The following is a 26461-nucleotide window of genomic DNA, read 5'->3' as shown; positions in this document are numbered from 1 at the left end:
TAGCGTGGCCATATGACCGAGAAAACAGACCTGACCACGACCTGCCCGGTGCTGCATCCCGGGGAGCCGGGCTACGACGAAGAGCGCACCGGTTTCCAGCTGCTCGACCCGCACCGCCCGGAACTCGTCGTCGCCGCGCACGGGGAACAGGACGTCCGGGAAGCCATCGGCTATGCCCGCGCGCACGGGCTCAGCGTCGCCGTACAGGCCACCGGGCACGGACTGACCTCGGCCGCTCAGGACGCGGTGCTGATCAGCACCCGGGCGATGACCGGGATCAGCATCGATCCGGCGACCCGGACCGCGCGGATCGGGGCGGGCGTCACCTGGCGGCAGGTCATCGAGGCGAGCGCCCCGCACGGGCTCGCCCCGCTGTCCGGCAGCTTCCCCGGAGTCGGCGCGGTGTCCTACACGGCGAACGGCGGAATCGGCCTGCTGGCCCGCCGTTACGGGTTCGCCGCCGATCACGTGCGCGCGGTCGAACTGGTCACCGCGGACGGTGCGGCGCTGCGCCTCACCGAGGGCGATGAGCTGTTCTGGGCGGTGCGCGGCGGCGGGGGCAACTTCGGTGTGATCACCGCGATGGAGATCGGGCTGATGCCGGTGCACCGGCTCTACGGCGGGGTGCTCTACCTGGATCTGGAACACAGCCCGGATGTGATCGAGGAGTGGCTTCGCTGGACCGAGACGGTGCCGAGGACCGTCACCTCCGCGCTGGCGATGCTGCCCTTCCCGGACTTCGACGGCGTCCCGGAACCGTTGCGCGGCAAGCGGATCGCCCAGCTACAGCTGGCGCTGCTGGAGGAGGCCGAGGACGCTGAGCGGATCCTGGCGCCGTTGCGTGCGCTGCCGGGACAGGTGCTCGACACGGTGCGCGAGTTGCCCTACACCGAATCCGGCGCGGTGTTCGCCGAGCCCGGTCAGCCGCACGCGTATCGTTCGGCGAACCGCTTGCTGAGTGCGGTCGACCCGGCCGCGGCGCGGGCACTGGCCGAGCTCAGTGGTCCCGAGCAGCCGGTGATGTGTGTGACCCAGCTGCGTCATCTCGGCGGGGCACTCGCCGAGCCGGTGGACAACGCGGTTCCGCACCGGGAGGCGAGGTATCTGCTCGGTGTGCTGTCCCCGGTCGAGCCGGGGCAGGCCGAATCGGTGCGCGCGATGCACCGGGACGCGCTCGCTCCCTTCGAGTCCGCCGCGCTCGGGCCGGGGCTCGGGTTCACCTTCGACGAGCTCGACGAGGACACGGTGCGCGCGGGGTACGGGGCCCGGTACGCGCGGCTCGCCGCGCTCAAGGCGGCCCATGATCCGGAGAACCTGTTCCGGCACAACCACACCATCCGGGTGAGCTGAGCGGCCGGTCAGCGCAGCAGTACCCGGGTCGCCTCGTCCAGTTTGAGCCAGGCCGGATGCCAGGCGTCCCGGGCGGCGCGCCTGCCCGCCTCCTCGCGCTCGGCGATCCGGCCGACCGCGAAGGCGGCTGCCGGGTCCGCGTTCGGCAGGAAGGCGCGGATCTCCTCCTCGGCGACGCAGGCGTCCTGGTGCTCGCCGAGGATGTCCTGCAGTTCGGCGGCCGCCCGGACCGCGCGCTTCGCGGGCTTGCCCGCCGTCGCGCGGATCATCTCGGTGCCGTAGCGCAGTTTCTTCACCTTGATGCGCAGCGCGTGCAGGTCCTCGTCCGCCGACTCGGGGCCGAGCGCGTCGACCGCGCGGCGCAGCTTGCGGTGTGGCCTGATGAGTACATCCTTGGCTGTGACGGCCTTGGCTGGTTTAGTCTTCTTCTCCTGGCGCACGGGCACCCCGGTGTTCACCGTGTCCACCAGCCTCGCGAGCAGGGCCGGGTAGCTCGGCGCGTCGAGTGCGGCCAGCATCCGCCGCCGTGCCGAACCGCGGCGCCGGGAAAGCCTGGTCACCAGGGCGCGCGCGGGCCGCCGATCGGGTTCGGGGAGCTCGGCGATGTGCGCCCGGAAGCGTTCGATGAGCACATCGAGATCGCGGACCGGTCCGAGTGCGCGGCCGAGCGAGCCCAGTTCGGCGCGCAGCTCATCGGTCCACTCCGGGTCGAGGCTCGCCTTGTTCTCCCCGAGCACCGAACGCATCCGGCGCACCGCGACCCGCATCTGGTGCAGGTCCTCGGGATCCGAACCGTCCCTGGTNCCCGGGTCGTGGTCGAGCAGATCGTGCAGCCTGCGGTCCAGCGTGGCGTGGACATGACCGGGCACCCCGGCCTGTTTGGTCTGCTCGGCCGGTTCGCCCAGCCGCTCGCGCACCGTCCGGATGTCCATGGCCGCCAGTCTAGTTGGCGTGCAGGGCCTCGTTCAGCTCCACGACGGCGCCTTCCCGGTGTACGACCTCGACCGCGCCGTTCGCGGAATTGCGGCGCAGCAACAGGTTGCTCCCCGAGAGGTCACGGGCCTTGACGATGGTGCCGTCCGGGAGGGTGACCTTGGTTCCCGCCGTGACGTACAGCCCGGCCTCCACGACGCAGTCGTCACCGAGCGAGATGCCCACCCCGCCGTTGGCGCCGATGAGGCAGCGCTCCCCGATGGAGATGACCTCCTTGCCGCCGCCGGAGAGGGTGCCCATGATCGAGGCCCCGCCGCCGACATCCGAACCGTCGCCCACCACGACACCGGCCGAGATGCGTCCCTCGACCATCGAGGCGCCGAGGGTGCCGGCGTTGTAGTTGACGAAGCCCTCGTGCATCACCGTGGTGCCCGGGGAAAGGTGCGCGCCGAGCCGGACTCGGTCCGCATCGCAGATCCGCACCCCGGCCGGGGTGACGTAGTCGACCATGCGCGGGAACTTGTCCACTCCGTACACGGTCACCGCGCCCTTGGCCCGCAGCCGCAGCCGGGTCGCCTCGAAACCGTCCACCGGACACGGTCCGTGGTTCGTCCAGACCACATTGGACAGTTTGCCGAACACCCCGTCCATGTTGATCGTGCGTGGGCCGACCAGACGGTGCGAGAGCAGGTGCAGGCGCAGATACACGTCATGCGCGTCCACCGGAGCGGCGGCCAGATCCGTGATCACCGTGCGTACCGCGACCACGGTCACCTCGCGGGAGGTGTCCTCGCCGAGCAGCCCCGCGCCCGCCGCGCCGAGTTCGCTCTCGGTCTCGCTCGGGGAGAGCCGGGTGGTCCCGGCCTTCGCGTCCGCTCCGGCGCCGAGGGCGGGTGCGGGGTACCAGGTGTCCAGCACGGAACCGTCGTCGGCGATGGTGGCCAGGCCGACGCCGTGCGCGCTCGCAGTTTCGGCAGTCACGGTAGGAAACGGTAGCTGGTTGGGCTGGAGTGCGTCTGGGGCCCCTCGTCCGTCGCGAACGGGACACAGATCGGCGGTGTCCTACGGGGCACCCGCGCCCGAGATCGGCAAGGTGGAGGAAGCAGTCACAGCGGGGTTCTGGCGACTGACGACAACGCCGCGAGGCGCCGACCTGGCCTCGCGCAACAGGACATGGGGTCGCCAGGCGTGCTCCTACTTGCCCGGCGCCGGGTACAGCTGATCGTAGACGTTCTGCATGCCAGCCCGGGTGGTCTGCAGTGCCGTCGCGCAGACATCCGTTTTGCTCGGGATGATCCGCTTGTCCGCCGGACCGCACTGGTTCGCGTTGTACGCGTGCATCCCTTTGCCGAGCTTGTCCGAGGCGGCGCGCACCGAGGCCGGTTTCCCGGGCAGCGCGTCCTTGACCGCGTTGGCGGTCCCGACCAGTTCGACGAAGAACTTGTTGCACGCGGGGTAGACCTTGCGTGGGTCGGATGTGAAGCACTCGTCGGCCATCATCGCCTCGAGTTTGCCGCGCAGCGCGACCGGATCGGTGTTGTGCTGCTGGTGCGGTGCGGTGCCGCCGCTGCCCACGCCGCCGCAACCGGTGAGCAGCAGGGCGAGACCCGCGAGGAAGACGGTCGCTCGACGCATCGGGTGGGACTCCTTTCGGATGCGGTCCACGGTACGCACCGGGGCCCGGGTACCGGCGCGCGGCATGCCAGTACGGTTGCCCGATATGGCCTTCCTCGACCCGCACAGTGATCCCGTCGACCTGACCGCCGCACTGGTGGACATTCGCAGCGTCTCCGGTGCGGAGGAGGAGATCGCCGACGCGGTGCACGCCGCCCTGCAGCTGCCCGGTCTCGAGGTGCGCCGCAGTGGGAACGCGGTACTGGCGAGGACTTCGTTCGGGCTCGGCAGCCGCACGGTGTTCGCCGGGCACCTGGACACCGTTCCGGTCAACGAGAACCTTCCGGTGCGCCGCACCGGTTCGGGGGAGGACCTGGTGCTGCACGGTTGCGGGACCGTGGACATGAAGGGCGGGGACGCGGTGCTACTGCACCTGGCCGCGCTCGCCGCCGAGCGGCCCCCGCTGCGGGACCTGACCTTCGTGTTCTACGACTGCGAGGAGGTCGACGCCGCGCGCAACGGCCTCGGCCGCATCGAACGCGAACTTCCCGAATGGCTGCACGGTGATCTCGCGGTGGTCGGCGAACCCTCCGACGGCGTGATCGAGGCCGGCTGCCAGGGCACCATGCGCTTCGAGATCACGCTCACCGGGGAACGGGCGCACACCGCACGCGGCTGGATGGGGCGCAACGCGATCCACGGCGCCGCGGAGGTGCTCGCCACGCTGCGCGACTACCGGGCGCGCACCGTGGAGATCGACGGCTGCGAGTACCGGGAAGGGTTGCAGGCGGTGCGCATCGGCGGCGGGGTCGCGGGCAACGTGGTCCCGGACGAGTGCGTGCTCGCGGTGAACTTCCGGTTCGCCCCCGATCGCGGGGTCCAGGACGCGCAGAACCACCTGCGCGAGGTGTTCGCCGGGCACGAACTGTCCTTTGTGGACGTCTCACCGGGCGCGCTGCCCGGGCTCACCGCCCCCGCCGCCGCCGAACTGGTCGAGGCCGCGGGCGGGGCACGCGCCAAGCTCGGCTGGACCGATGTCGCCCGGTTCGCCGCGCTCGGCATGCCCGCGGTGAACTTCGGGCCGGGTGACCCCACGCTCGCGCACACCAAACAGGAGCACGCGTACGCGAGCCAGATCACCGAATGCGCGCGGGTGCTGCGCGAGTACTGCTTCGGCTGAGGCCCGAGTTCACCGGGAATTCGTGTGCGCATTCCCGTGTCAGCGTGTGCGCGCAAGGTAGCGGCGACCGGGGAGAATAGACTCGGCAGGCGTGGCTGAAGTTGTACACGGACACGGATCCGAAGACGAGCGACCGCGCGAACGCCAGCGCGGGCCGGTGACGCTGCGCCGTTCGCGTTACGCCGAGCCGACGACCACCGATCAGCGGCTGCTCGACTCGCGCGGGCCGACCGACTGGGTGCACACGGATCCCTGGCGGGTGCTGCGCATCCAGGCGGAGTTCGTGGAGGGGTTCGGCGCGCTCGCCGAGGTGCCCGCCGCGGTCACTGTGTTCGGTTCGGCGCGCACCAAGCGCGAGCACCCCGAGTACGAGACCGGCAGGGAACTGGGCGCCGCGCTCGCCGAGGCCGGGTTCGCCGCGATCACCGGCGGCGGGCCGGGGGCGATGGAGGCGGTGAACCGGGGCTGCTCGGAAGCGGGCGGATTCTCCATCGGGCTCGGTATCGAGCTGCCCTTCGAACAGGGGCTCAATCCCTGGGTGGATCTCGGGGTCAATTTCCGGTATTTCTTCACGCGCAAGACGATGTTCGTGAAGTACGCGCAGGCATTCATCTGCCTTCCCGGCGGTTTCGGAACCCTCGACGAATTGTTCGAGGCGCTCACACTCGTGCAGACCAAAAAGGTGACAAAATTCCCGGTCGTGCTGTTCGGCAGCGAATACTGGCGCGGCCTCTACGAGTGGATAATCACGACGATGCTCGATGCCGGGAAAATCGGTGACGCGGACGCGCGATTGCTGTATCTTACCGATTCGATCGACGACGCGGTACGCGTCGTGCAGGAGTCATACCAAGCGTGGGAGGACGTGCACTGATGCGGATCTGTGTGTTCTGCGGTTCCTCGGCCGGGAACGGCGAGCGCTATCTCGAGGTGGCGACCGAACTCGGGAAGACCTTGGCCGCCAAGGAAATCGGCCTCGTCTACGGCGGTGCTTCCATCGGCACCATGGGCGCGGTCGCCGACGGAGCGCTCGCCGGGCGCGGCGAGGTGATCGGGGTGATCCCGGACCACCTGGTGTCCGTGGAGATCTCGCACCCCGGGCTCAGTGAACTGCAGCAGGTGCCGGACATGCACACGCGCAAGGCGCGCATGGCCGAGCTTTCCGACGGATTCATGGTCCTTCCCGGCGGAATCGGGACCCTCGAGGAATTCTTCGAGGTGTGGACCTGGGGGCAATTGCGGCTGCACGAGAAACCGATCGGCCTGGTGGACGTGGACGGTTTCTACACGCATTTGCTGCGGTTCGCCGATCACATGGTCGAGCAGGGTTTCCTGCGGCAGAAACACCGCGACATGCTGCTGGTGGATCCCGATCCGGCAGTGCTGGTGGACAAATTCACCGACTACGCCCCGCCGGAGGGGAAATTCGCCTGACCGCCCTCAGGCGGCGTCGGGCAGTTTGTGGTACGAGTCCACGTATTCCTGGCCGGAGAGCTCGTGGATCGCGTACATGATCTCGTCGGTCACCGCGCGCCGGATCGCCGGTGACTGCTCGAGACCGTCGTAGCGGGCGAAGTCGAGCGGTTCGCCGAATCGCACGCCGATCCTGGCCAGCCGGGGCAGCTTCGTACCGATCGGCTGCACCTTTTCGGTTCCGCTGAGCGCGACCGGAACGACCACCGCGCCCGTGGCCAGCGCCAGCGAGGCGACCCCGGTGTGCCCGCGATGCAGCTTTCCGTCCAGCGAACGGGTGCCCTCCGGGTAGATCCCGAACACGCCGCCGCTGTCCAGCACGGTGCGCGCCGCGCTCAGCGCCGAGAGTGCGGCGTGCGCGTTGCCCCGGTCGACCGGTACATAGCCGAGCGCGCCGAGGAAGGCGGCGAGCATCTTGGCGCGCAGCCCGGTGCCCTCGAAGTACTCCGCCTTGCCGAGAAAAGCGACCGGCCTGCGCACGGCGAGCGAGAGCGCGGCGGTGTCGATGGCGGAGCGGTGATTGGCGGCGAGGATCACCGGACCCCTCGGCGGGATCGCCCCGCTGATGTGCGGCCGGTAGACGGCATGGGCGAGCGGGCGGAGCGTATGACGGATGAGCCACTGCAGCACCCGGCCAGTGTGGCACTATCGGCAACCGTGCCCTACACCGAGTGGTTCGCGACCCACACGTGGCAGCGGCCGGTGTGGACGCCGGAAGAACTGTTGCGCCATAAAGGGAATCGCACCGTGAGCGTGGTGCTTCCCGCGCTGGACGAGCAGGAGACCGTCGCCGGAGTTGTTGCAGCCGTCACACCGTGGTGTGGCTCGCTCGTGGACGAGCTCGTGGTGCTCGACTCCGGGTCCACCGACGAGACCGCGGCCCGTGCCGCCCGGGCAGGCGCCCGCGTGGTGCGCCGCGAAGAGGTACTCGGCGAGCTGGAACCGCTCCCCGGCAAGGGGGAGGCGCTGTGGCGCTCGCTCGCGGCGACCAGTGGGGACTTCCTCGTGTTCCTCGACGCCGATCTGGTGGATCCGGATCCGGCATTCGTACCCGCGCTGCTCGGCCCGCTGTTCACCGATGACCAGGTGCACCTGGTGAAGGGCTTCTACCGGCGTCCGCTGCGCCTGGAGACCCACGAGGAGGACACCGGCGGCGGGCGGGTCACCGAACTGCTGGCCCGGCCAGTGCTGCACGCGCTGCGCCCGGAACTCGCCGGGATCGTGCAGCCACTCGGCGGGGAGTACGCGCTGCGCAGGGATTTCGCCGAGGCGGTTCCGTTCGCGGTCGGTTACGGAGTGGAGATCGGGCTGCTGCTCGACGCGCACTCCCGCTACGGGCTGAGCGGGATCGCCCAGGTCAACCTCGGGGTGCGCAAGCACAGGCACCGGACGTTGCTGGAGCTCGGGATCACCGCGCGGCAGATCCTCGGCACCGCGCTGGCCAGGGTGGGCCACGGCGTCGACCCGGTCAGCTTTCCGCAGTTCGTGCAGCTCGGCGGGGAATGGCTGGCCGAGCACACCGAGATCGAACTCGCCGAGCGCCCGCCGATGGCGAGTCTGCGCGCGGGCATGCCACGATCGACGCCATGACCGCCGTGCCAGCCATGACCGCCGTGCCACCCGGGAAGACCGAGCCATCCGGGAAGGGACCGCTGCGATGACCACCGCGCTGATCTATCTGCTCGTGCTGCTGCTCGTGGCGGCCGTCGTCTATCTGATCGCGGTGTTCGTGTTCGGCAGGGGAGAGGAACTCGCCCCGCTGCCGCCCGGATCCTCGCCGACCAGGCTGCCGGTGGACAGGATCGCCGGGACCGATGCCCGCGCGGTGCGCTTTCAGCAGGCGCTGCGCGGTTACCGGATGTCCGAAGTGGACTGGGTGATCAGCAGGCTCGCCGATGAGGTCGACCAGCTGCGCGCGGAGCTGGAGAACACCGGGCAGCAGAGCAGGGAGGACGCCCACCATGGCTGACCTGGTGACCGGCCAGGACGGGTTGCGGCGCTGCAGCTGGGCGGGCGAGGGCGGCTACATGGCCGAGTACCACGACACCGAATGGGGCCGCCCGCTGCACGGCGAGCAGGCCCTGTATGAGCGGTTGTGTCTGGAAGCCTTTCAGTCCGGGCTTTCCTGGGCGGTGATCCTGCGCAAGCGGGAGGCCTTCCGCACCGCGTTCGCCGGATTCGATCCCGATCGGGTGGCCGCGTTCACCGACGCCGACCGGGAGCGCCTGCTCGCCGACGCGGGCATCGTCCGCAACCGGGCCAAGATCGACGCGGCGATCGGGAACGCGCGGGCGGTGCTCGAGCTGGACGGGGAGCTCGACGCCCTGCTGTGGTCGTTCACGCCGGGCAGACGCCGCCGCCCGCGCCGGGTCGCCGATATCCCCGCGGTCACCGAGGAATCCAAGGCCATGGCCCGGGAACTCAAGCGCCGTGGCTTCGCCTTCGTGGGGCCGACGACCAGTTACGCGCTGATGCAGGCGACCGGGATGGTCGACGACCACCTGCACGGCTGCCACCGCGCAGCGGCCTGACCGCCCCGTCCTGAGCGCCCCGGCCGCCCGGATCGCTCAGTGCCCGGTGAACTTCGGGTTCCGCTTGGTCACGAACGCTTCCACGGCCTCGCGGTGGTCGCTGGTCTCACCGAGCTCGTTCTGGATCTGGTGCTCGACCTCGAGGCTGGCCTGCAGGTCCGCCCCCGCCGCGGTGCGCATGGACTCCTTGATCCGCCCGTAGCCGGTGGTGGGACCCGCGGCGAGCCGGGCGGCCAGTCCGGTCGCCGTGCGCGCGAGGGAATCGTCCGCGACGACCTCGGTGACCATCCCGATCTCCAGCGCACGGGCCGCGTCCACCGGCTTGCCGAGCAGCATCATCTCCATCGCGCGCCCGTAGCCGATCAGCCGCGGCAGGGTGAACGAGGCGCCGGAGTCCGCGGAGAGGCCGATGTTGCCGAAGGAGAGCACGAACTTCGCCGAGGCGGCCGCGATGCGCAGATCGCTGGCATAGGCGAGCGAGGCGCCCGCACCGGCGGCGGTGCCGTTCACCGCCGCGATCACCGGCTTGGGCATCGTGGTGATCGCGGTGACGATCGGGTTGTAGTGCTCCTCGACGGTGCGGAACGGTGCCTCGTCCCCGGAGCCGAGCAGCTCGACGTGCTCCTTGAGATCCTGGCCCGCGCAGAACGCCTTGCCACTGCCGGTGAGCACCACCGCACGGACCGAGTCGTCGGTGGCCGCGGCGCGCAGCGCGTCCCGCAATTCTTCCTTGAGCGCGCTGGTCAGGGAGTTGAGCGAATCGGGGCGGTTGAGCGTGAGCGTGCGGACGTTCTCGGTGTCGTCGATGAGCAGATCCGGCACTGCTGACCTCCGTAGCGTCGAGTCGGTTTTCACCGGCCATTGGTGATGGGGAAGAATAGTCGCACCATCGATCGTCACCCTCGGCGATCCGGTGTCGATCATAAGACGGAGGGAGCACGTTATGGCGGCCATGAAGCCCCGGACCGGTGACGGTCCCCTCGAGGTGGCGAAAGAGGGGCGGGGCGTCGTGATGCGCGTACCGCTGGAGGGCGGTGGGCGCCTCGTCGTCGAAATGACCGCAGACGAGGCATCGTCGCTCTGGGCAGCACTCGACCCCGTCGTCGACAAATAGCTCGCCGGGACGGTGTCCGGTGCTTGCCGTTGTTCCGGTGGGCACCGCACGAGGAGCCGAGATAGTACAGCGGGAAACGAGACACCCCGGTTCGCCCTTCTGGGACCGGGGTGCCTCGTTGCCCGCACCGAGGAGGTTTCGTTGATCGAGGTCGAGCTCGCCGAGTCCAGACTCCCCGTGGTCGCGACCGTTGCCGTGCTCGGGTCCGGGGATCCGCTCGCGGACCTCTCCGGTGCGGGTGCCGGACTCGCACCGGACTGGGTGACGGCACTGCGCCCGACCGGCAAGACCGGTGAGGTGCTGGCCATCGCCGACTCGGACTACGCCTGGACACTGGGCGTGGGTGCGGGGCGGCCCGGTGACTGGCGTGCGGCCGGTGCCGCCCTGGTGCGCACGGTCAACACCCGCCTCGCCGAGGACGACGAGGCCGGACGGCGGGTCCCCCGTGGACTGCAGGTGCGGCTGCCCGAGACCATGGAACCCGAGGCGGCGGCCGCCTTCGTGCTCGGTGTCCTGCTCGGCGGGCACCGGTACACCCTGCGCACCGAGACCCCGCCGCCGAGCCTGGAACGGTTGCGCCTGGTCACCGCGACCGAGGAAGCCTCCGCCGAACTCGCCGCGGCGGTCACCGAGGCCACCCGGCACGCCGAGGCGACCGCGCTCGCCAGGGACTTCGCCAGCGTTCCCGCGAACATCAAAAACCCACCGTGGCTGGCCGGGCAGGCCGAACAGGAGCTCGCGGGCAACCCCGGGCTGCGGGTCACCGTGCGCGATGAGCAGTGGCTCGAGGCCAAGGGCTTCGGCGGGGTGCTCGCCGTCGGCGGCGGCTCGGCGACCCCGCCGCGGCTCGTGGAGATGGCCTGGCGTCCGCGCGGGGTCACCGGACGACACCTGGTGCTGGTCGGCAAGGGCATCACCTTCGACACCGGGGGAATCTCCCTCAAACCCGCCGAGGGCATGCACTGGATGCGCACCGATATGGCCGGCGGTGGTGCGGTGATCGCCGCGCTGCGGGCGATCGCGGCGCTGCGTATCCCGCTGCGGGTGACCGGTCTGGTGCCGCTCGCGGAGAACCACCTCTCCGGAAGCTCCTACCGGCCGGGCGACATCGTGCGGCACTACGACGGGACCACCACCGCGGTGGCGAACACCGACGCCGAGGGACGGATGGTGCTCGCCGATGCGCTCGGCTACGCCGTCCGGCACCACCGCGCCGACCTGATCGTGGACGTGGCGACCCTGACCGGCGCGATGAAGGCCACCCTCGGGGTGCGTACCGGCGGACTGTTCGCCAGTGAGGACGAGCTCGCCGAACGGTTGCTCGCCGCGGGTGAGTACGTCGGGGAACGGTTCTGGCGGCTGCCGTTCGTCGAGGAGGAGGAGATCGACCTGCGCGCCGGGCTCGCCGACCTCAACCAGGCACCGGGCGGGCCCGGTGGGATCGCGGCGGCGATGTTCCTGCGCGAGTTCACCGGCGGAGTGCCCTGGGCGCACCTGGACATCGCCGGGGCCGCACGCGCCGAGAAGGGCTACGACGAGGTGAACATCGGCGCGACCGGGTTCGCCGCGCGCACTCTGGTGAAGTTCGCCGGTGAGCTGGCCGGTCAGACCGGTTCGAGGAGGACGACCGGGATCTCCCGGTCCGTGCGGCGCTGATAGAGCTCGAAGGAGCGGTTGTGCCGTACTGCCTCCGGCCAGAGGCGTTCTCGTTCCTCGGGGTTCGCCGTGCGGGCGCGCACCGGGATCGTCCGGTCCTTCACCCGCACCGTGGTCTCCGGGTTGGCGCGCAGATTGTGGTACCAGGCGGGATGCTGCGGGTAGCCGCCCTTGCTCGCGACCACCACCAGATCGTCCCCGTCCCGGAAATAGGCGAGCGGGGACTGGCGGCGCGCCCCGCTTTTCGCGCCGGTGTGCTCGAGCAGCAGCGTCGGTACGGGGGATCGGTGCCCGATCAGCCCTCCGGTGAGCCGGTAGGCGAGCGCGTGCAGGTTCGCGATGTGCCTGGCGAGCGGCCAGGCCTTGTCCACGATGGCAAGCGGATCCATGCGGCTCACGGTACCCGGCGGGTCAGTGCCCAGTCGCGGAATCGGCGCGCGGCAGGAGAAAGCGGCCGCCGGGTGGAGGAGACCAGTCCGACCTCGCGCCAGCATCGCGGGGCGAGCAGACATTCCACGGTCCCCGGCAGCGGTCCGTCCTCGCGCGCCGGAAGTACCGCGATGCCCAGCCCGGCGGCGACCAGTCCGCGTACGGTGTCCACCTCTTCGCCCTCGAAGGCGGGACGCATGGTGAACCCGGCAGCCGCGCACAACCGGTCGGTGATGCCGCGCAACCCGTAGCCGGCCTTGGTGGACACGAAGGTCTCGCCACGGCACCACGCCATCCGCACCCGCTCGTGCTCGGCGAACCGGTGTTGCTCGCCGACCACGAGCACCAGCTCATCGCTGAACAGCGGCGCGGTCTCGAACTCCGGATCGGCGCCCGGCAGCGGGGAGGTCAGGGCCAGATCCACGGTGCCGCTCCGCACCTCCTCGAGCATCACCTCGTGCGGATCCTGGGTGAGGGTGAACCGGACCCCGGGATGCGCGGCGCGGAAATCCCGCAGCAGCTCGGGCACTTTACGCTGGCCCATGGTGTGCAGGAAGGCGAACACCACGTGCCCCTGCTCCGGATCGGCCGCCTCGATCGCGCGCGCGGCCCCGGTGCCCATCGCGGTGATCGCCGTGGACGCGGCCTCGGCGAGCGCGTGCCCGGCGCGGGTCAGTTCGATGCGCCTGCCACTGCGCGCCACCAGGTCGACCCCGCAGGTCTGCGCGATGGCGGCGAGCCAGCGGCTGGCGGTCGGCTGCGGGATGCCGATGTCCGCGGCGGCAGCGGTGAGGTTGCCGTACCTGCGCACAGCGTCCAGCAGGGCCAGTCGCGGTGTGAGCTCGGCCGCGATCCGTTCCGGGGAAGAGTCCACCAGCTCAGTTTATGCAAATCTGCATGAATTTGCCGCACTCTCAGTATTAGACGGATGAATACGCGTGCGCCTAGCGTGGTCACACGTGACGAGCACGATGGACGAGGCAGTGCACGCGGGACACCGCAGGGGAAGCAGGCAATTCCGCAGGATCACGATCGCGATGTTCGCCAGCGGACTCGCGACCTTCACCGTGCTCTACTGCGTGCAGGCGCTGTTCCCCGCGATCGCCGCCGATTTCCACCTCTCGCCGGCCACGGTCAGCCTCGTGCTCTCGGTGTCCACCCTGACCCTGGCCATCGGCGTCATCCCGCTGACCACGCTCTCCGAATCACTCGGCCGCACCAGGGTGATGATCGCCTCGCTCACCGCGACCGCCGTGCTCGGCGTGCTCGTGCCGTTCGCGCCGAACCTGACCCTGCTGCTGGTGATGCGCGCCCTGCAGGGCTTCGCACTGGCCGGACTGCAGGCAACCGCCATGTCCTACCTGTCCGAGGAATTGCACCGGGAATCGCTCGGCGCGGGCATGGGGCTCTACATCGCGGGTAACGGCATCGGCGGCATGCTCGGCCGGGTACTCGCCGGAGTGGTCGTCGACTTCGGCAGCTGGCGGCTCGCCATCGGAGCGGTCGGTTTGCTCGCGGTGGCCTGCACCATCGTGTTCGCCTTGCTGATCCTGCCCTCGCAGCGATTCGCCCCGAAACCACTGCGGGTGCGCCCGCTGATCGGCTCGATCGGCACCGCGCTGCGCGACCACGGGCTGCTGCGACTCTACCTGGCCGGATTCCTGGCCATGGGTGCCTTCGTCACCGTGTACAACTACCTGGGCTTCCGGCTGCTGCGCGCGCCGTTCCACCTGCCGCATGCCGTGGTCAGCCTGCTGTTCGTGGTCTACATCGCCGGTTCGGCCGCCTCCACCATCGCCGGGCGGCTGGTGGACCGGTTCGGCCGCCCGCGCATGCTCTGGTCCATGGCCATCTGCACGATCGCCGGGATCGTGCTGCTCGCTTTCGGCAACCTCGTCCTGATCATCATCGGGCTCGTGCTGTTCACCGGGGGATTCTTCGCCACGCACGCCGTGGCCAGCGGATGGGTGGGCGCCCGCGCCGCGGTGCTCGCCGTGCCCGGTGCGGCCATCTACCTGTTCTGCTATTACCTCGGGTCCTCGATCGGCGGCACCCTCGGCGGGGTCTGGTTCGCCGACTCCGGCTGGGGCGGGGTCACCGGCTACATCGGTGTGCTGTTCGGGCTGGTCGTCTTGCTCGGGCTCACCCTGATCGGGCTCAAACCACTGCGCCGGTCCTGACCGTTCACCCCGTCTTCGCGGCGCTGATGGCTCGACGGCTGCCGGGTTCCGCTGCGACGTCGGCTCGACTTCTCACTCGTTCCGGACCTCGCTCGCTGGGGCTCCCTCGTGTCCTCGCTCGATCGGCGTCTTCGCGGATTCGCTCGCCTGGGCTCGCTGCGCTGCTCACCCGGTCGCCGTCTTCGCGGCCAGCAACAGCCCGTCGGCCAGCGGCACGAACGCGGGCGCCAGTCGCTCGTCCGCGCGGACAAGGGCGGCCAGTTCGCGCAGTGCGGCTGTCTCGGCGTCCCGCCGGGAGCGGTCACTGACCCGGCCGTTGGAGAACACCCCGTCGAAAGCGATCACCCCGCCCTCGCGCAGCAGCCGCACGCCCTGCTCGTAGTAGCGCGGGTACTCGATCCGCGCGGCGTCCACGAACACCAGGTCGTACCCGGCGTCGGTGAGCCGCGGCAGCACGTCCAGCCCGCGCCCCATGATCAGCCGCGCTCGTCCTGCGGGGTACCCGGCCTCGGTGAACGCCCGGCGTGCGGTGCGCTGATGTTCCGGTTCCACATCGATGGTGGTGAGCACGCCGCCCTCGGCCATCCCCGCGAGCAGGTACAGCCCGGAGACCCCGGACCCGGTACCGACCTCGACCACCGCGCGTGCCCGCAACGTGGCCGTCAGGAACCGGAGCGCTGCTCCGGTCGCGGGCGAGACCGGGCCCGCACCAGCGTCGACTCCGCGCTCGCGTGCACTCGCGAGCGTGTCGTCTTCCGCAAAGTAGTCGTGCACATACGTCTCGATACCGGAGTCGTGCGCCTTCACCGGGTCAGCCGTCACGCAGGGCAGATTAATGCGTCACTCCATCGGACGCGCACGACACCCGGGGACGAGTTCTCAGGGTGCTCTCAGCGGTCTCTGATGCGAACCCTAAGGCGGTGGTCGATGCTGGACTCAAGAACCCCCTTGGGCAATGAGGCGGGAGCGGGAACAATGAAGGTGGGTGCCCCGTTGAACAACCGAGCACAGCACACGGAGGTGCGCGAACACTCGATGACAGTTTCTCCATCGGCGCCGACCGAGACGCAGCCCGTCGAGGTCAAGACCGTCTCCATCGACGGCGAAGAGGTCACCTGGACGCCACCGTCCTGGGACGAGATCGTGCGCCAGCACAGTGACCGGGTGTACCGGCTCGCCTACCGCCTGTCCGGGAACCAGCACGACGCGGAAGACCTCACCCAGGAGACGTTCATCCGGGTGTTCCGCTCGCTGTCCTCGTACAAGCCGGGGACGTTCGAGGGCTGGCTGCACCGGATCACCACGAACCTGTTTCTCGACATGGCCCGGCGCCGCTCACGGTTGCGCATGGAAGGGCTGCCGGAGGACACCGACCGGCTCGCCGGCGACGAACCGACCCCGGAGCAGGCGTTCTCCGCCGCCCATCTCGACCCGGACCTGCAGGCCGCGCTCGACGAGCTGCCGCCCGAGTTCCGCGCGGCCGTCGTGCTCTGTGATGTCGAGGGCCTGTCCTATGAGGAGATCGGGGCAACCCTCGGAGTGAAACTTGGTACCGTGCGCTCTCGGATCCACCGGGGGCGTCAGGCGTTGCGGGCATCGGTCGAGGGACGGAGGCTCGCGAGCGCCTCGGCATGAGGCGGCGTGAGAGGAGAGGACACGTGGAGGTGACGCAATGACGATCGCTCGGGGATTCGGCTTCGGCGAGACCCACCTGATGCCGGACGCGATCGTGGCATTCGTCGACGAGGAGCTCTCCACGACGGCCACCGAACGGGCTCGTGCACACCTGGCCAAGTGCCCGTACTGCGCGCAGGAAGCGGACGCCCAGCGCGCCGCACGGGACCGGATGCGCTCCCTGGACACCCCGGGAGCACCCGCGAACCTGCTCGCCGCGCTACGCGCGATACCCGAGGACACCGAGGTCACCAGCGTGCCGGACGGGCTCGCGGTCACCGAGGACGGCCAGCTCGTCTCCGTGCAGCGGCCGGACCGCGCCTTCGGCGCCGGCGCGCCGCTCGGCTCGACGCCACCACTGGGCACCACGGCAGGGATCGGAGCGGCACGCGCCCCGCTCGGCGGGCGACGCGGCCGTAAAAGAGCGGCACAGGGCGCCGGGGCACTGGTCTCCGGGCTGATGCTCGGCGCGCTCGCCTTCGGAATCCCCGGCGGGAGCGCGCAGACGCCCACACCGGCCAAGGAACCCGCCGCGCAACTGAACAACAACGCACCACGGGCCGCGTTCGGCGCCCGGCACACCAAGCCGAAGCCGACCCCCACCGAGCGCGCACCGCAGCCGCACGCGCATCCGGTGCACCGTTAAGACCCGCCCGAACCCCCTGCACGAACACTTCACCCCGGATGAGGCATCCTCGTCAGGACATCATCGCGACAGTAGAAACGTGACCACGGGGATCCATGAGCGAGCCTGCGAGCGAATCATCGGTACAGTGCCTGAGCGAAGCGCCGAGCTCCGCTGAGGAGCGAGGGCGATGAGCGAGCAAGCCAACGGGCGGGGGGCCCCGCGTATCGGGCCGCGCCCGCTGCACCGTCCGCAGGTCGATCCCGAATCAGCGGCGGTGTTCGGCCGCCCGGACGGGGTGCCGAGCGCCTTCGCGCCCAGGGATGCCCTGCCCACCCGGCCGCAACCGGTCGGAAGGCCACCGGAATCGCTCACCGAGGCCTTCGGTGGGCACGGCGGGGAGACGGGACTGCAGCGGCCACCGTCCGGTGGTGAACCGGACAAGGGACAGCCGGACCCGTTCTGGGACCCGGACGCCGAAACCGATCCCTGGCGGGACCCGGGCACCGGAGCGGTCCTCGGCGCGCCCGCGGTTTCCGAGCAGGAATCCGATGCCGCGAACAAACCCAAGGACACCAAGCTGTCCCTGACGGGGCTGCTGTTCGGCCGCTCGGTAGCGCGTGGCGCACTGGTCGTGCTCGCGGTGGCCGCGCTGCTGATCGGCGCCGTCGGTGGGGTCACCGGCTGGCTGATCGGGCGTTCCGGGACCGCGCTCACCGACGGCAGCGCGACGCTGGCCCAGGTCGATTCGAACGTGGAACGGCCGAAGGGTTCGGTCGCCGATGTGGTCAAGCGTGCCGCTCCCGCAGTGGTCTCGCTCGAGGTGGTGGTGGGCAACGGCGGGCAGTTCGGCTCCGGCGTGGTGATCTCCCCGGACGGCTACATCCTCACCAACAACCACGTGGTCGCCCAGGCGGCGTCCAACAAATCGGCCACCATCACCGCCGTGTTCAACGACGGCACCCGGAGCAAGGCCCAGATCGTCGGCCGGGACGCGAAAACCGACCTCGCGGTGGTGAAGGTGAACGTCACCAACCCGACCGCGATCCAGCTCGGCCGTTCCTCGGGTGTCCAGGTCGGGGACTCGGTCATCGCGATCGGCTCACCGCTGGAGTACAAGTCCTCGGTGACCACGGGCATCGTCTCCGGGCTGAACCGCCCGGTGGTGGCCGCGGGGGAGAACGGGGATCCGCCGGTCACCTACGACGCGATCCAGACCGACGCGGCGATCAACCACGGCAACTCCGGTGGGCCGCTTCTCAACTCCTCCGGTGCGCTGATCGGCATCAACTCGGCGATCAAATCCTCCGGCCCGCAGGGCGGAAGCATCGGCATCGGTTTCGCCATCCCGGTGGACCAAGCCCGCCAGATCGCCCAGGGGCTCATCCGGAACGGCTCGGTCAAGCACGCCAGCCTCGGCGCCAACGTCCGCTCGGTCTCGGCGACCTCCTCGCAGGGCGCGCAACTGGCCAACGTGGCCCCGGGCGGGGCCGCTGCGAAGGCCGGGCTCAAGGAGGGCGATGTGATCACCAGGTTCGCGGGCAATCGGGTGGACAACGCCGAGCAGCTTCAGGTGGATGTGCTCACCTCACCGATCGGCAAGCCGATTCCCATGCAGATCGTGCGCGGCGGGGCGAGCCAGACGATCACCGTCACACTGCAGTCGGACTAGGGCATGGGTGCCGGTAGCGGTACCCTGAGCATGGCGGCGCGGGCGGCAAGAGGGTAGGACATGTTCGAGAATCTCGGTTGGAGCGAAGTCCTCGTCATCATCGTCGCCGGTCTGTTCATTCTCGGCCCGGAACGGCTGCCCGGCGCGATCAGGTGGGTCGGATCCTCGATCCGGAGAGTCCGCGAGTACGCGACCGGGGCACGCAATCAGCTGCGTGGCGAGCTCGGACCGGAGTTCGACGAGCTGCGCGAACCGCTCGAGCAGGTGCGTTCGCTGCGTGCCATGGGACCGCGCAAGGCGATCACCAAACATCTGCTGGACGACTACGACCCAGTCGAGGACGCCAGGCAGTACGACGTGCGCTCCGAACTCGACGTGCGGCAGGACTTCGACGTACGCAGCGAGGGCCGTGCTCCGCTGCCCCAGGCGCCGGTCGCGCAGCCGCGCGTGCAGCAGCCACTCGGGCTGGGGGAGCGTCCACCGTTCGATCCGGACGCGACCTGAGGATCGCGGGACCGCCACCGGAAGGACGGCGGCCCCGGATCGGGATCAGGCGGGGGAGACGTTGAGCATCCGCCCGGAGAGTCCCCGGGCGCGCACCGCGAGCTTGCCCGCGATCTCGGTGAGTACCGCGGCTGCGGGGGCCTCCTGGTCGGCGAGCACGATAGGTTCCCCGGAATCGCCGTACTCGCGCACCTTCGGCTCCAGCGGAACCTGCCCGAGCAGCGGCACGTTCGCCCCGATCGAGCGGGAAAGCGAATCCGCGACCGCCTGACCGCCGCCGGTGCCGAACACGTCCATCCGGGACCCGTCGGGCAGCTGCATCCAGGACATGTTCTCCACGACCCCGGCCACTCGCTGATGGGTCTGCAGCGCGATCGCCCCGGCCCGCTCGGCGACCTCGGCCGCGGCCTGCTGCGGCGTGGTCACCACCAGGATCTCCGCGTTCGGGATGAGCTGCGCGACCGAGATCGCCACGTCACCCGTTCCCGGCGGCAGATCGAGCAGCAGTACGTCCAGGTCGCCCCACCACACGTCGGCGAGGAACTGCTGCAGCGCGCGGTGCAGCATCGGCCCGCGCCAGACCACGGGGGTGTTGCCTGGGGTGAACATGCCGATGGAGATCAGCTTCACCCCGTACGCCTGCGGAGGCATGATCATCTGCTCGACCTTGGTCGGCTTGGCGTCCGAGCCCAGCATGCGCGGCACCGAGTGCCCGTAGATGTCCGCGTCCACCACGCCGACCGAGAGCCCGCGCTTGGCCAGCGCCGCGGCGAGGTTCACGGTCACCGAGGACTTGCCGACCCCGCCCTTGCCGGAGGCCACGCAGTACACCCTGGTCAGCGAGCCCGGCTGGGCGAACGGGATCACCGGTTCCTTGGCGTCCCCGCGTAGCGATTTGCGCAGTTCGGCTCGCTGCTCGTCGTTCATCACATCGAGCTCGACGGTGACCTCGCGCACACCGTCGAGCGCGGAGACCGCCGTGGTCACATCGCGCTCGATCTTCTCGCGCAGCGGGCAGCCGGAGATCGTGAGGAAGATCCCCACCGCGACCTTCCCGTCCTCGGCGATGTCGATCGACTTGACCATGCCGAGCTCGGTGATCGGTTTGTGGATCTCCGGGTCCTCTACCCCCGCGAGCGCCTCGCGCACCCGTTCCTCGGACGGCGCCGCCCCGATATGGCTGGTCGTCACTGCGAATCCCACCTTGTCTTCCTCGGTCTCTCCACCATGCTACGGCGCTGCCGCCCGGGATGGGCGGGCGTACCATGCCTGTCCGTGGGAGAGGGTGGCAACAACCGGGTCGAGCCGGACGAGCTGGCCGCGTGGCGGGCGTTCCTGCGGGCGCACGCCAAGATCAGCAGGGCGCTCGAGGCGGAGCTGATCGCCGGGCAGCGGATCTCGCTGGCCGCCTATGACGTGCTGTTGCAGCTGGTCGAGGCGCCAGGCTACCGGTTGCGGATGACCGAGCTGGCCGAGGCTGTTCTGTTGTCCCGCTCCGGCGTGACCAGGGTGGTCGACCGGCTGGAGCGGGACGGGCTTGTCACCCGCAGCCGGGTGCACGGGGACGGGCGCGGTGTGGTGGCGGTGCTCACCGAGCAGGGCTACGAACGACTACGCGGAGCGACCAGTACTCACCTGAACGGAGTCAAGGAGCATTTCGTGGATGTGCTCGCCGGGGCCGAACTGGGTGCTTTCGGGGACAGTTGCCGCAAGCTCGCCGAGGCGCCTTCCGGCGCGGGCTCGGTGGACGCGCTCGGCGAGCCGTGCGTGATCGTGGATTGAGTCAGCTTCAATCCATACCGGCCGCGGCGCGCAGCCGGGCGGTGGTCTGCTCGATGTCCACGTTCCTGCCCCGCGCGGTGAACCAGCGCGCGAGGTTGGTGACATCCCGCTCCAGGATCGCCGGTCCGTTCGGGTTCACCACCAGCTCGACGACCTGCGGCAGATCGATGAGCATCGGGCGCCCCTCGTGCACGAGCACGTTGTACGGGGACAGGTCGCCGTGGGTCAGGCCCGCCTCGGCGAGCAGGGTGAGCGCCTCGACCAGCTGGGCCCAGAGCCGGTCGAGTTCCCCGGGATCCGGGCGCAGTTCGGCGAGCCGGGGTGCGGCGCCCGACTCGTCGCCGAGGTACTCGAGCAGCAGCTCGGTGCCGAGCCGCTGCACCGGATAGGGGACGGGTGCGCCGAGCTGCCAGAGCCGGGAAAGGGCGGCGAACTCGGCGATCGTCCACTGCTCGGCGATCAGGTTGCGGCCGAAGGCGGTGCGGTTCTGCACCGCCCGCAGCTCGCGGGACTTGCGCATCCTGCGGCCCTCCAGATACCCGGCGTCCCGGTGGAACTGCCGGCGCTCGGGCGGGCGGTAGCGCTTGGCCGCGAGCAGGCTGGTGCGCTCGTTCCCGGGAAGGGCGCGCCGGATGAGATGTACATCGGCCTCTTTCCCGGTCTTGAGCACACCGAGTTCGGTATCGGTCGCCGCGGACTCGGTGAGCACCCAGCCGGGAAGCGGTCCCGGGCCGGGTACCGCGTCCGGATAGCTGGAGTACCGCTCCTGCTCGTCTTGCGCGCCGTCGTCCTTGCTGTTCTCGAGCAGCGCCTTGGCTTCCTCGGTGAGCCGCCCGGAGCGGATCGGCCGCGGCTCGTCGTCGAACCGGCGCCTGCGTGCCCGGCGGGGTTCGCGCTCGGTGAAATCCTCGTAGTCTTCGTAGTCCGCTGGATCGGTGGAGTAACGCACTTCCTGTGCTCCTGATGGGTTCGGATGCTTACCGCCCCATCGCGGGGAGCACGTTACGCGGCGTCCCCGGCGGGTGCGGTCCGGTCTGTGGGCAGGCTGAATACAACGACCGTCATGACGCACCTCCTTCGCGGGTTGTCCCGATGAACCCGATCCTGGCGTGGATTCCCCATTCGCGCAACGGAATTACTCGGGCGCTTGGCCGGAGCCGGACGCGGAAGGATATCTTGAGGACAGTCGATTCCGGGAGAAGGTGAGCGCCGCATCATGACCGTCGTCCACGGGCTGCGAGAGCAGGCGCTCGGCTGGCAGGACATCCCGGTGGACACCCGGTCGGCACTGGCTTTCCAACTCGGCGCGGGTGTGGTGCAGGCGCTGCGCCAGGACGCCGAGATCCCCGGCTCGGTCGCGGTGCGGCTGCTGCTCGACGACGGCAGGTGGGCGTTCGTCCGCGCGCTTCCCGCCCTGCATCCGAGCGCGAGCGGGCTGCGCGCGGAAGCCGAGACCACCGCACTGTTGCCTCGGGCCGCCCCGGTGCCTGAAGTGTTCGGCGTCGTGGATGGGGAATGGCTCGCCGTGGTGTTCAGCGATCTGGACGGGGCGCGGGTGAACCTGCGGCCCGGTTCCCCGGACTGCAGCGCGATGTTCACCGCGATCGGCAGGGCCGTGCGGACCCTGACCCCGTGCCCGGTGGCCGGGGCTCCCGATGCGCTCACCGAACTCGACGGCCTGCTCAGCGTCTGGCGCACACCCGGATCGCTGCCGTCCGGGCTGGACCCGTGGCTGGAGTCCAATGTGGACTCGCTGGCCGTCGTGGAGACCGCGTGGCATCCCTGGTCGGACGGGGATACCTTGTTGCACAACGATTTGCGCCCGGACACCCTGGTGCGCACCGGAACCGGCCAGGTGCTGATCACCGGCTGGCGGCGGCCGTTGCGTGGTGCGGCCTGGCTGGACACCACCCCGCTGGTGCCCTATCTGCTCGTCGCCGGGCACACCATCGCCACCGCGGAGAAGCTCGTACTCTCCCGCCCCGAGCTGCGCGCGGTTCCCGCCTGGGCGGTCACCGGCTACGCGGCCGCGCTGTGCGGGTACTGGCAGTTCGCCTCTCGCTGCCCCGAACCGCCCGGTTCCGCGGGCCTGCGCGAGCAGCAGCGCAAGATCGCCGCGGCCGCGCTGCGCTGGGTACGCCACCGCACGCGTTGGTGATCCAGATCACAGTTCGACCCTGTCGAAATCCTCTCACCCGCTCCGACCTCAGCGGGAACAACGGAGAGAGGAGAAGGACATGGGACAGCCCATCGCGCACTTCGAGATCATCGGCACCGATCCGGCGCGGCTGCGCGGCTACTACGGGGAACTGTTCGGCTGGCGGTTCGGAATCGGTGATGCCGCGAGCGAGCATGTGTCCGCCTCGGGGCAGTACGGCTTCGTGGACGGGGAGAGCACCGGTGGGATCAACGGCGGTGTCGGCGGCGGACCCGGTTACGGCAGCAGGATCCTGGTCTACGTCGCGGTCCCGGACGTCGGGGAGGCACTGCGCAGGGCCGAGGAACTGGGCGGTGTGCGCCGGTTCGGGCCGATCGTGCGGGACGGGTTCGCCGTCGGCCAGTTCACCGATCCGGAGGGCAACGTGGTCGGCGTGGCGGGTGCGCGATGACCGTGACCGGAGCACACACCGAGGTGTGCCTGCGCGTGGGTCTGCCGGTGGACCAGTTGTGGGCACTGGTGACCGATGTGCCCTCCTACGGCCGCTGGAGTCGGGAGTGTGTGCGCACTGAATGGCTCGAAGCCGGGGTCGGTGCGCCGAAACCCGGTGACAGGTTCGCCGGGCACAACGAGTTCGGGAACGGGTTCAGCACCGATGCGTTGTGCGAAGTGACCGAGGTGGGGAAACCGCATGTGTTCGCCTGGTCGGTGCTGGACGGGAACGGGGATGCGGGATCGCTGTGGCGTTATGCGCTCACCCCGGAAGGCGGGCGAACCCTGCTGTCGCACGATTTCCGGCACGGATCCGGGCACACCGTGGCGCGCGAGCTGGCTGCGGGCGATCCCGGTTTCCTGGAGCGCAGGCTCGCCGAACTGCGCGCCAACATGCAAGACTCTCTCGCCGCGATGCTGCACGGCGTCGGCTATCAGGAGGTGTCCGCATGAAATACTTGTTGCTCATTTACAGCAACCCGCGCAACTGGGCGCACCCGACCTTCGAGCACACGCCGGGATTCCTGGAGATGTCCGAGGACGAGCGCGCCGAACTGCTCGAGCAGGATGCGGAACTGGAACGGGAACTGAGCGAGTCCGGGGAGTTCGTCACCGGGGTTCCGCTCGCGGATCCGGTGCACACCAGGACCGCACGGGTCCGGGACGGGCTGCCGGCCACCACCGACGGACCCTATGTGGAGTCGAAAGAGGCGCTCGCCGGATATTTCGTGCTCGACTGCGCGAGCATGGAACGAGCCGTGGAGATCGCGGAACGCTTCCCCGACGCCCGCTTCGGCGGGGTCGAGGTGCACCCGATCATGGAATTCTCCGGTCAGGAAATGTGACCGGCCGCCGCGATATCGAGGAGCTGCTGCGCTCGCTGGCGCCGCGGGTCCTCGGTGCGCTGCTGCGCCGCTACGGCGATTTCGAGGCGGCCGAGGACGCGGTGCAGGAGGCGCTGCTCGCCGCGTCCCGCAACTGGCCGGACACCGGTCTGCCGGAGCACTCCGAGGCCTGGCTGATCCGGGTCGCCGCGCGCAGGCTGGTGGACGAGGTGCGCAGCGAGGCGTCGAGCCGGGCGCGCGAACAGCGCTACACGGCCCTGGAAACGCCGGTCGAGGCGGAGCCCGAGGACACGCTGACCCTCCTGTTGCTGTGCTGCCACCAGAGCCTCGATCCGCCCGCGCAGATCGCGCTCACCCTGCGCGCGGTCGGCGGGCTGAGCACCGCCGAGATCGCCCGGGCCTTTCTGGTCCCGGAAACCACCATGGGGCAGCGCATCAGCCGCGCCAAGAAACGCGTCAAGGCCGCGGGCGCCCGGTTCGTCCAACCGCGCGGGGCCGAACGGGCGCGACGGCTGCGCAGCGTGCTGCACGTGCTCTATCTCGTTTTCAACGAGGGCTACACGGCGAGTTCGGGGGACCGGTTGCGGCGCGGCGAGCTGACCGAGGAGGCGATCCGGCTCGCCCGCATCGTGCGGGAACTGCTGGCCGGAGACGGTGAGGCCACCGGACTGCTCGCGCTGATGCTGCTGCTCGACGCGCGCCGGTCCGCCAGGGTCCACGCGGACGGTGCCCTCGTGCCGCTCGCCGAACAGGACCGTTCCCGCTGGGACCGGGCCGCGATCGAGGAGGGCAGTGTGCTGCTCACCGACGCCCTGTCCACCGCGCCGGTCGGCCCCTACCAGCTCCAGGCCGCGATCGCCGCCGTGCACGCCGAGGCGCCGGACTGGCAGCGCACCGACTGGCGCCAGATCGTCCGGCTCTACGAACTGCTCGCCGCGCTCGAACCCAATCCGATGGTCACCCTCAACCAGGCCGTGGCGGTCGCCATGAACGAAGGCCCGGACGCCGGGCTCGCCCTGCTCGAACCGCTCGATTCCGATGCCCGTACCGCGGGGCACCACCGGCTGCACGCCGTCCGCGCGCACCTGCTCGAACTCGCCGAGGATTCCGCGCGGGCCCGGGACTGCTACCGGAAAGCGGCCAGCCTGACCACGAGCGTTCCCGAACAGCGCTACCTCATCGAGCGGGCCGACCGGCTCGGGTGATCACCACGCGCGGCGGCCGAGCTGGGCGAGCAGCCTGGTCTGCGCGTCCGCGCCCTTCGGCGGGGTCAGTGCCGCGGCGAAGAATCCTGATCCGGCCAGCGTCGCCGTGTTTTTCCGGGCCCAGTCCTCGCTCGCCCGGAGCAACCCTTCGGGGAACCGCACATCGGTCTTGATCGCGCGTCCGATATCCCAGGAATGTGCGGTGATGTCGGTGATGAGCAGCCGAATGAACGATCCGACCGTGGCGACAGCCGGATGCTCGACCGCCGTGGTGAGCATCACCGGTTCCAGCGCGGCACGGCACTGCTCGTGTACGCCTTGCCAGCTCGCTATCGGATCCTCACCGGCCAGCCGCCCCGCGGGTTCGCCCTTGGGGGAGAACCGCGGGTCCGGGGCCGGTTCCACACCGATGAAACCGAGCAGGCGGTGTGCGCCCCAGATCGTGTGCCCGACGATGTCCCGGACCGTCCATTCCGTACATGGCGTGGCGTTTTCCCAGGCGTCACCAGGAATTTTCCGCAAGATCCGGCCGAAGTACTCGATGCTGTTCAGGTACTGGCCGAGTATCGGACTCTCGGCGAACGCGCCGAGCACGCCTTCCCAGGCATCCGGTTGTCCGAACAGTGCACGGATCCGCTCGGCCTGGTCCCCGAGGCGTTCGAGATGCCGGTGGGTCAGTTCCACCAGGGTGTGGTTCGCGTCCTGTTCGGTGAACCGCAGCTCGACCTCCGTCTCCAGCTCCGGACTCGGTGCCCAGTCAGCATCACGTTGCCAGCCGAGCAGCAGCCGACCCGGGGGTGCCCAGTCGATGACCCGTCCCCATTCCGCTTCGTTCCCCGCGGCATCCCGTTCGAACCAGCGGCCATCGGGGCGCGGTTCCACCACGATCTCCTGAAACGGCAACGCCGCGATGTGCTGTCCGCGCGGCCAGAACTCGGTCATCCGTGCGGTGAAGAGATCGAAGGCCCGTCGACGGGACAGCGGCACCCGCACCGGCACCGAGCGGTGTACTGCGATTCCATCCGCGGAGTCGGTCGGCATAGT

At 69.9% G+C, this 26461-nt stretch carries 31 protein-coding genes; 20 read left to right on the top strand and 11 right to left on the bottom strand.

What is annotated here, in order from left to right; all coding sequences use genetic code 11:
- Positions 1-12: 12 nt before the first annotated feature.
- Positions 13-1350 (top strand): FAD-binding oxidoreductase, encoded by a 1338-nt coding sequence (locus A37U_RS0120040; RefSeq protein WP_020498453.1) that lies wholly within the window; start codon positions 13-15, stop codon positions 1348-1350.
- 8 nt (positions 1351-1358) lie between these two features.
- On the opposite strand, the gene A37U_RS0120035 is transcribed toward A37U_RS0120040, so the two are convergent.
- The 3 genes from A37U_RS0120035 to A37U_RS0120025 form a co-directional block, all read right to left on the bottom strand.
- Positions 1359-2282: a CHAD domain-containing protein gene (locus A37U_RS0120035; protein WP_020498452.1), complete on the bottom strand. Its 924-nt coding sequence runs from the start codon at positions 2280-2282 to the stop codon at positions 1359-1361.
- Positions 2283-2292: 10 nt separating this feature from the next.
- A complete protein-coding gene (dapD, locus tag A37U_RS0120030) occupies positions 2293-3264 on the bottom strand; it encodes a 2,3,4,5-tetrahydropyridine-2,6-dicarboxylate N-succinyltransferase (RefSeq protein ID WP_020498451.1) in 972 nt (323 codons plus the stop codon).
- Positions 3265-3477: 213 nt separating this feature from the next.
- The gene (locus tag A37U_RS0120025; RefSeq protein ID WP_157182901.1) at positions 3478-3918 is read right to left on the bottom strand and encodes a hypothetical protein; all 441 of its coding nucleotides are present in this window, start codon (positions 3916-3918) and stop codon (positions 3478-3480) included.
- A gap of 85 nt (positions 3919-4003) precedes the next feature.
- On the opposite strand from A37U_RS0120025, the gene dapE reads away from it, so the two are divergent.
- The 3 genes from dapE to A37U_RS0120010 all read left to right on the top strand — a co-directional run bounded on the left by dapE (position 4004) and on the right by A37U_RS0120010 (position 6511).
- Positions 4004-5077: a succinyl-diaminopimelate desuccinylase gene (gene dapE, locus A37U_RS0120020; RefSeq protein WP_020498449.1), complete on the top strand. Its 1074-nt coding sequence runs from the start codon at positions 4004-4006 to the stop codon at positions 5075-5077.
- A gap of 91 nt (positions 5078-5168) precedes the next feature.
- Positions 5169-5951 (top strand): LOG family protein, encoded by a 783-nt coding sequence (locus tag A37U_RS0120015; protein ID WP_026197403.1) that lies wholly within the window; start codon positions 5169-5171, stop codon positions 5949-5951.
- A complete protein-coding gene (locus tag A37U_RS0120010) occupies positions 5951-6511 on the top strand; it encodes an LOG family protein (protein WP_020498447.1) in 561 nt (186 codons plus the stop codon). Before A37U_RS0120015 ends, A37U_RS0120010 begins: the two co-directional genes overlap by 1 nt.
- A 6-nt stretch (positions 6512-6517) precedes the next feature.
- On the opposite strand, the gene A37U_RS0120005 is transcribed toward A37U_RS0120010, so the two are convergent.
- Entirely contained in the window at positions 6518-7180 is a 663-nt protein-coding gene (locus A37U_RS0120005) for a lysophospholipid acyltransferase family protein (RefSeq protein WP_020498446.1), read from the bottom strand.
- Here A37U_RS0120005 and A37U_RS0120000 point away from each other — a divergent pair.
- The 3 genes from A37U_RS0120000 (at position 7157) to A37U_RS0119990 (ending at position 9081) form a co-directional block, all read left to right on the top strand.
- Positions 7157-8140: a glucosyl-3-phosphoglycerate synthase gene (locus A37U_RS0120000; protein WP_063712810.1), complete on the top strand. Its 984-nt coding sequence runs from the start codon at positions 7157-7159 to the stop codon at positions 8138-8140. The two genes, A37U_RS0120005 and A37U_RS0120000, sit on opposite strands and share 24 nt — an antisense overlap.
- 67 nt (positions 8141-8207) lie before the next feature.
- Positions 8208-8519 carry a DivIVA domain-containing protein gene (locus tag A37U_RS0119995; RefSeq protein WP_020498444.1) on the top strand — a complete coding sequence of 104 codons (312 nt, stop codon included), beginning with the start codon at positions 8208-8210 and terminating at the stop codon, positions 8517-8519.
- Positions 8512-9081: a DNA-3-methyladenine glycosylase I gene (locus A37U_RS0119990; RefSeq protein ID WP_020498443.1), complete on the top strand. Its 570-nt coding sequence runs from the start codon at positions 8512-8514 to the stop codon at positions 9079-9081. The genes A37U_RS0119995 and A37U_RS0119990 overlap by 8 nt, the downstream gene beginning before the upstream one ends.
- A 36-nt stretch (positions 9082-9117) precedes the next feature.
- On the opposite strand, the gene A37U_RS0119985 is transcribed toward A37U_RS0119990, so the two are convergent.
- Positions 9118-9903, bottom strand: coding sequence for an enoyl-CoA hydratase-related protein (locus A37U_RS0119985; RefSeq protein ID WP_020498442.1), 786 nt, complete (start codon positions 9901-9903; stop codon positions 9118-9120).
- Between the two features lie 121 nt (positions 9904-10024).
- On the opposite strand from A37U_RS0119985, the gene A37U_RS0119980 reads away from it, so the two are divergent.
- Entirely contained in the window at positions 10025-10195 is a 171-nt protein-coding gene (locus A37U_RS0119980; RefSeq protein WP_020498441.1) for a DUF3117 domain-containing protein, read from the top strand.
- Between the two features lie 141 nt (positions 10196-10336).
- The gene (locus A37U_RS0119975; RefSeq protein ID WP_020498440.1) at positions 10337-11851 is read left to right on the top strand and encodes a leucyl aminopeptidase family protein; all 1515 of its coding nucleotides are present in this window, start codon (positions 10337-10339) and stop codon (positions 11849-11851) included.
- On the opposite strand, the gene A37U_RS0119970 is transcribed toward A37U_RS0119975, so the two are convergent.
- A complete protein-coding gene (locus tag A37U_RS0119970; RefSeq protein WP_020498439.1) occupies positions 11800-12240 on the bottom strand; it encodes a nitroreductase family deazaflavin-dependent oxidoreductase in 441 nt (146 codons plus the stop codon). The two genes, A37U_RS0119975 and A37U_RS0119970, sit on opposite strands and share 52 nt — an antisense overlap.
- 5 nt (positions 12241-12245) lie before the next feature.
- On the bottom strand, positions 12246-13154 hold the full coding sequence (locus A37U_RS0119965) for a LysR family transcriptional regulator (RefSeq protein WP_020498438.1): 909 nt from the start codon (positions 13152-13154) through the stop codon (positions 12246-12248).
- Positions 13155-13239: 85 nt separating this feature from the next.
- Here A37U_RS0119965 and A37U_RS0119960 point away from each other — a divergent pair, with 85 nt between their 5' ends.
- On the top strand, positions 13240-14460 hold the full coding sequence (locus A37U_RS0119960; RefSeq protein WP_205622958.1) for an MFS transporter: 1221 nt from the start codon (positions 13240-13242) through the stop codon (positions 14458-14460).
- Between the two features lie 165 nt (positions 14461-14625).
- Here A37U_RS0119960 and A37U_RS0119955 read toward each other — a convergent pair whose 3' ends face one another.
- Positions 14626-15282: an O-methyltransferase gene (locus A37U_RS0119955; protein ID WP_020498436.1), complete on the bottom strand. Its 657-nt coding sequence runs from the start codon at positions 15280-15282 to the stop codon at positions 14626-14628.
- A gap of 153 nt (positions 15283-15435) precedes the next feature.
- Between A37U_RS0119955 and sigE the strand changes: the two genes are divergently transcribed.
- The 4 genes from sigE (at position 15436) to tatB (ending at position 18935) form a co-directional block, all read left to right on the top strand.
- Positions 15436-16095 carry an RNA polymerase sigma factor SigE gene (gene sigE, locus A37U_RS0119950; protein WP_020498435.1) on the top strand — a complete coding sequence of 220 codons (660 nt, stop codon included), beginning with the start codon at positions 15436-15438 and terminating at the stop codon, positions 16093-16095.
- Between the two features lie 37 nt (positions 16096-16132).
- Positions 16133-16780 (top strand): anti-sigma factor family protein, encoded by a 648-nt coding sequence (locus A37U_RS44370; protein WP_020498434.1) that lies wholly within the window; start codon positions 16133-16135, stop codon positions 16778-16780.
- A gap of 169 nt (positions 16781-16949) precedes the next feature.
- Positions 16950-18431, top strand: coding sequence for a S1C family serine protease (locus A37U_RS0119940; protein WP_020498433.1), 1482 nt, complete (start codon positions 16950-16952; stop codon positions 18429-18431).
- Between the two features lie 60 nt (positions 18432-18491).
- Positions 18492-18935, top strand: coding sequence for a Sec-independent protein translocase protein TatB (gene tatB / locus A37U_RS0119935; RefSeq protein WP_020498432.1), 444 nt, complete (start codon positions 18492-18494; stop codon positions 18933-18935).
- Between the two features lie 45 nt (positions 18936-18980).
- Here tatB and A37U_RS0119930 read toward each other — a convergent pair whose 3' ends face one another.
- Positions 18981-20126 carry an Mrp/NBP35 family ATP-binding protein gene (locus A37U_RS0119930; protein ID WP_026197398.1) on the bottom strand — a complete coding sequence of 382 codons (1146 nt, stop codon included), beginning with the start codon at positions 20124-20126 and terminating at the stop codon, positions 18981-18983.
- A gap of 84 nt (positions 20127-20210) precedes the next feature.
- Here A37U_RS0119930 and A37U_RS0119925 point away from each other — a divergent pair, with 84 nt between their 5' ends.
- A complete protein-coding gene (locus A37U_RS0119925; RefSeq protein WP_020498430.1) occupies positions 20211-20717 on the top strand; it encodes a MarR family winged helix-turn-helix transcriptional regulator in 507 nt (168 codons plus the stop codon).
- A gap of 7 nt (positions 20718-20724) precedes the next feature.
- On the opposite strand, the gene A37U_RS0119920 is transcribed toward A37U_RS0119925, so the two are convergent.
- Entirely contained in the window at positions 20725-21666 is a 942-nt protein-coding gene (locus A37U_RS0119920; RefSeq protein WP_020498429.1) for a serine protein kinase RIO, read from the bottom strand.
- 267 nt (positions 21667-21933) lie between these two features.
- Here A37U_RS0119920 and A37U_RS0119915 point away from each other — a divergent pair, with 267 nt between their 5' ends.
- From A37U_RS0119915 to A37U_RS0119895, 5 genes are all read left to right on the top strand, one after another.
- Positions 21934-22875: a phosphotransferase family protein gene (locus tag A37U_RS0119915; RefSeq protein WP_020498428.1), complete on the top strand. Its 942-nt coding sequence runs from the start codon at positions 21934-21936 to the stop codon at positions 22873-22875.
- Positions 22876-22954: 79 nt separating this feature from the next.
- Positions 22955-23326, top strand: coding sequence for a VOC family protein (locus tag A37U_RS0119910; protein ID WP_020498427.1), 372 nt, complete (start codon positions 22955-22957; stop codon positions 23324-23326).
- Positions 23323-23820, top strand: a complete 498-nt coding sequence (locus A37U_RS48405) for an SRPBCC family protein (RefSeq protein ID WP_020498426.1) — start codon at positions 23323-23325, stop codon at positions 23818-23820. Before A37U_RS0119910 ends, A37U_RS48405 begins: the two co-directional genes overlap by 4 nt.
- Complete coding sequence (locus A37U_RS0119900; protein ID WP_020498425.1) at positions 23817-24212, top strand: YciI family protein; 396 nt, start codon at positions 23817-23819, stop codon at positions 24210-24212. Before A37U_RS48405 ends, A37U_RS0119900 begins: the two co-directional genes overlap by 4 nt.
- A complete protein-coding gene (locus A37U_RS0119895) occupies positions 24209-25417 on the top strand; it encodes an RNA polymerase sigma factor (protein WP_020498424.1) in 1209 nt (402 codons plus the stop codon). The genes A37U_RS0119900 and A37U_RS0119895 overlap by 4 nt, the downstream gene beginning before the upstream one ends.
- Here the strand turns inward: A37U_RS0119895 and A37U_RS51660 are convergent, their stop codons facing one another.
- On the bottom strand, positions 25418-26458 hold the full coding sequence (locus A37U_RS51660; protein WP_020498423.1) for a TIGR03086 family metal-binding protein: 1041 nt from the start codon (positions 26456-26458) through the stop codon (positions 25418-25420).
- Positions 26459-26461 lie beyond the last annotated feature (3 nt).

Origin of the sequence: Sciscionella marina DSM 45152, from assembly GCF_000379465.1 — a bacterium.
GTDB lineage: Bacteria > Actinomycetota > Actinomycetes > Mycobacteriales > Pseudonocardiaceae > Sciscionella > Sciscionella marina.
The sequence above is the reverse complement of the archived record's forward strand: the minus strand, read 5'-3'. Positions and strand labels throughout refer to the sequence as shown.

Excerpts from the sequence above, each read along its gene's own strand:
- A37U_RS44370 (WP_020498434.1), top strand. The coding sequence starts at position 16,133 with ATGACGATCGCTCGGGGATTCGGCTTCGGCGAGACCCACCTGATGCCG.
- A37U_RS0120025 (WP_157182901.1), bottom strand. The coding sequence starts at position 3,918 with ATGCGTCGAGCGACCGTCTTCCTCGCGGGTCTCGCCCTGCTGCTCACC.
- A37U_RS0120040 (WP_020498453.1), top strand. The coding sequence starts at position 13 with ATGACCGAGAAAACAGACCTGACCACGACCTGCCCGGTGCTGCATCCC.
- A37U_RS0119940 (WP_020498433.1), top strand. The coding sequence starts at position 16,950 with ATGAGCGAGCAAGCCAACGGGCGGGGGGCCCCGCGTATCGGGCCGCGC.
- A37U_RS51660 (WP_020498423.1), bottom strand. The coding sequence starts at position 26,458 with ATGCCGACCGACTCCGCGGATGGAATCGCAGTACACCGCTCGGTGCCG.
- A37U_RS0120010 (WP_020498447.1), top strand. The coding sequence starts at position 5,951 with ATGCGGATCTGTGTGTTCTGCGGTTCCTCGGCCGGGAACGGCGAGCGC.
- A37U_RS48405 (WP_020498426.1), top strand. The coding sequence starts at position 23,323 with ATGACCGTGACCGGAGCACACACCGAGGTGTGCCTGCGCGTGGGTCTG.
- A37U_RS0119980 (WP_020498441.1), top strand. The coding sequence starts at position 10,025 with ATGGCGGCCATGAAGCCCCGGACCGGTGACGGTCCCCTCGAGGTGGCG.
- A37U_RS0119995 (WP_020498444.1), top strand. The coding sequence starts at position 8,208 with ATGACCACCGCGCTGATCTATCTGCTCGTGCTGCTGCTCGTGGCGGCC.
- A37U_RS0119990 (WP_020498443.1), top strand. The coding sequence starts at position 8,512 with ATGGCTGACCTGGTGACCGGCCAGGACGGGTTGCGGCGCTGCAGCTGG.
- A37U_RS0120000 (WP_063712810.1), top strand. The coding sequence starts at position 7,157 with ATGACGGATGAGCCACTGCAGCACCCGGCCAGTGTGGCACTATCGGCA.
- A37U_RS0119910 (WP_020498427.1), top strand. The coding sequence starts at position 22,955 with ATGGGACAGCCCATCGCGCACTTCGAGATCATCGGCACCGATCCGGCG.
- tatB (WP_020498432.1), top strand. The coding sequence starts at position 18,492 with ATGTTCGAGAATCTCGGTTGGAGCGAAGTCCTCGTCATCATCGTCGCC.
- dapE (WP_020498449.1), top strand. The coding sequence starts at position 4,004 with ATGGCCTTCCTCGACCCGCACAGTGATCCCGTCGACCTGACCGCCGCA.
- A37U_RS0119900 (WP_020498425.1), top strand. The coding sequence starts at position 23,817 with ATGAAATACTTGTTGCTCATTTACAGCAACCCGCGCAACTGGGCGCAC.
- sigE (WP_020498435.1), top strand. The coding sequence starts at position 15,436 with ATGAAGGTGGGTGCCCCGTTGAACAACCGAGCACAGCACACGGAGGTG.
- A37U_RS0119970 (WP_020498439.1), bottom strand. The coding sequence starts at position 12,240 with ATGGATCCGCTTGCCATCGTGGACAAGGCCTGGCCGCTCGCCAGGCAC.
- A37U_RS0119915 (WP_020498428.1), top strand. The coding sequence starts at position 21,934 with ATGACCGTCGTCCACGGGCTGCGAGAGCAGGCGCTCGGCTGGCAGGAC.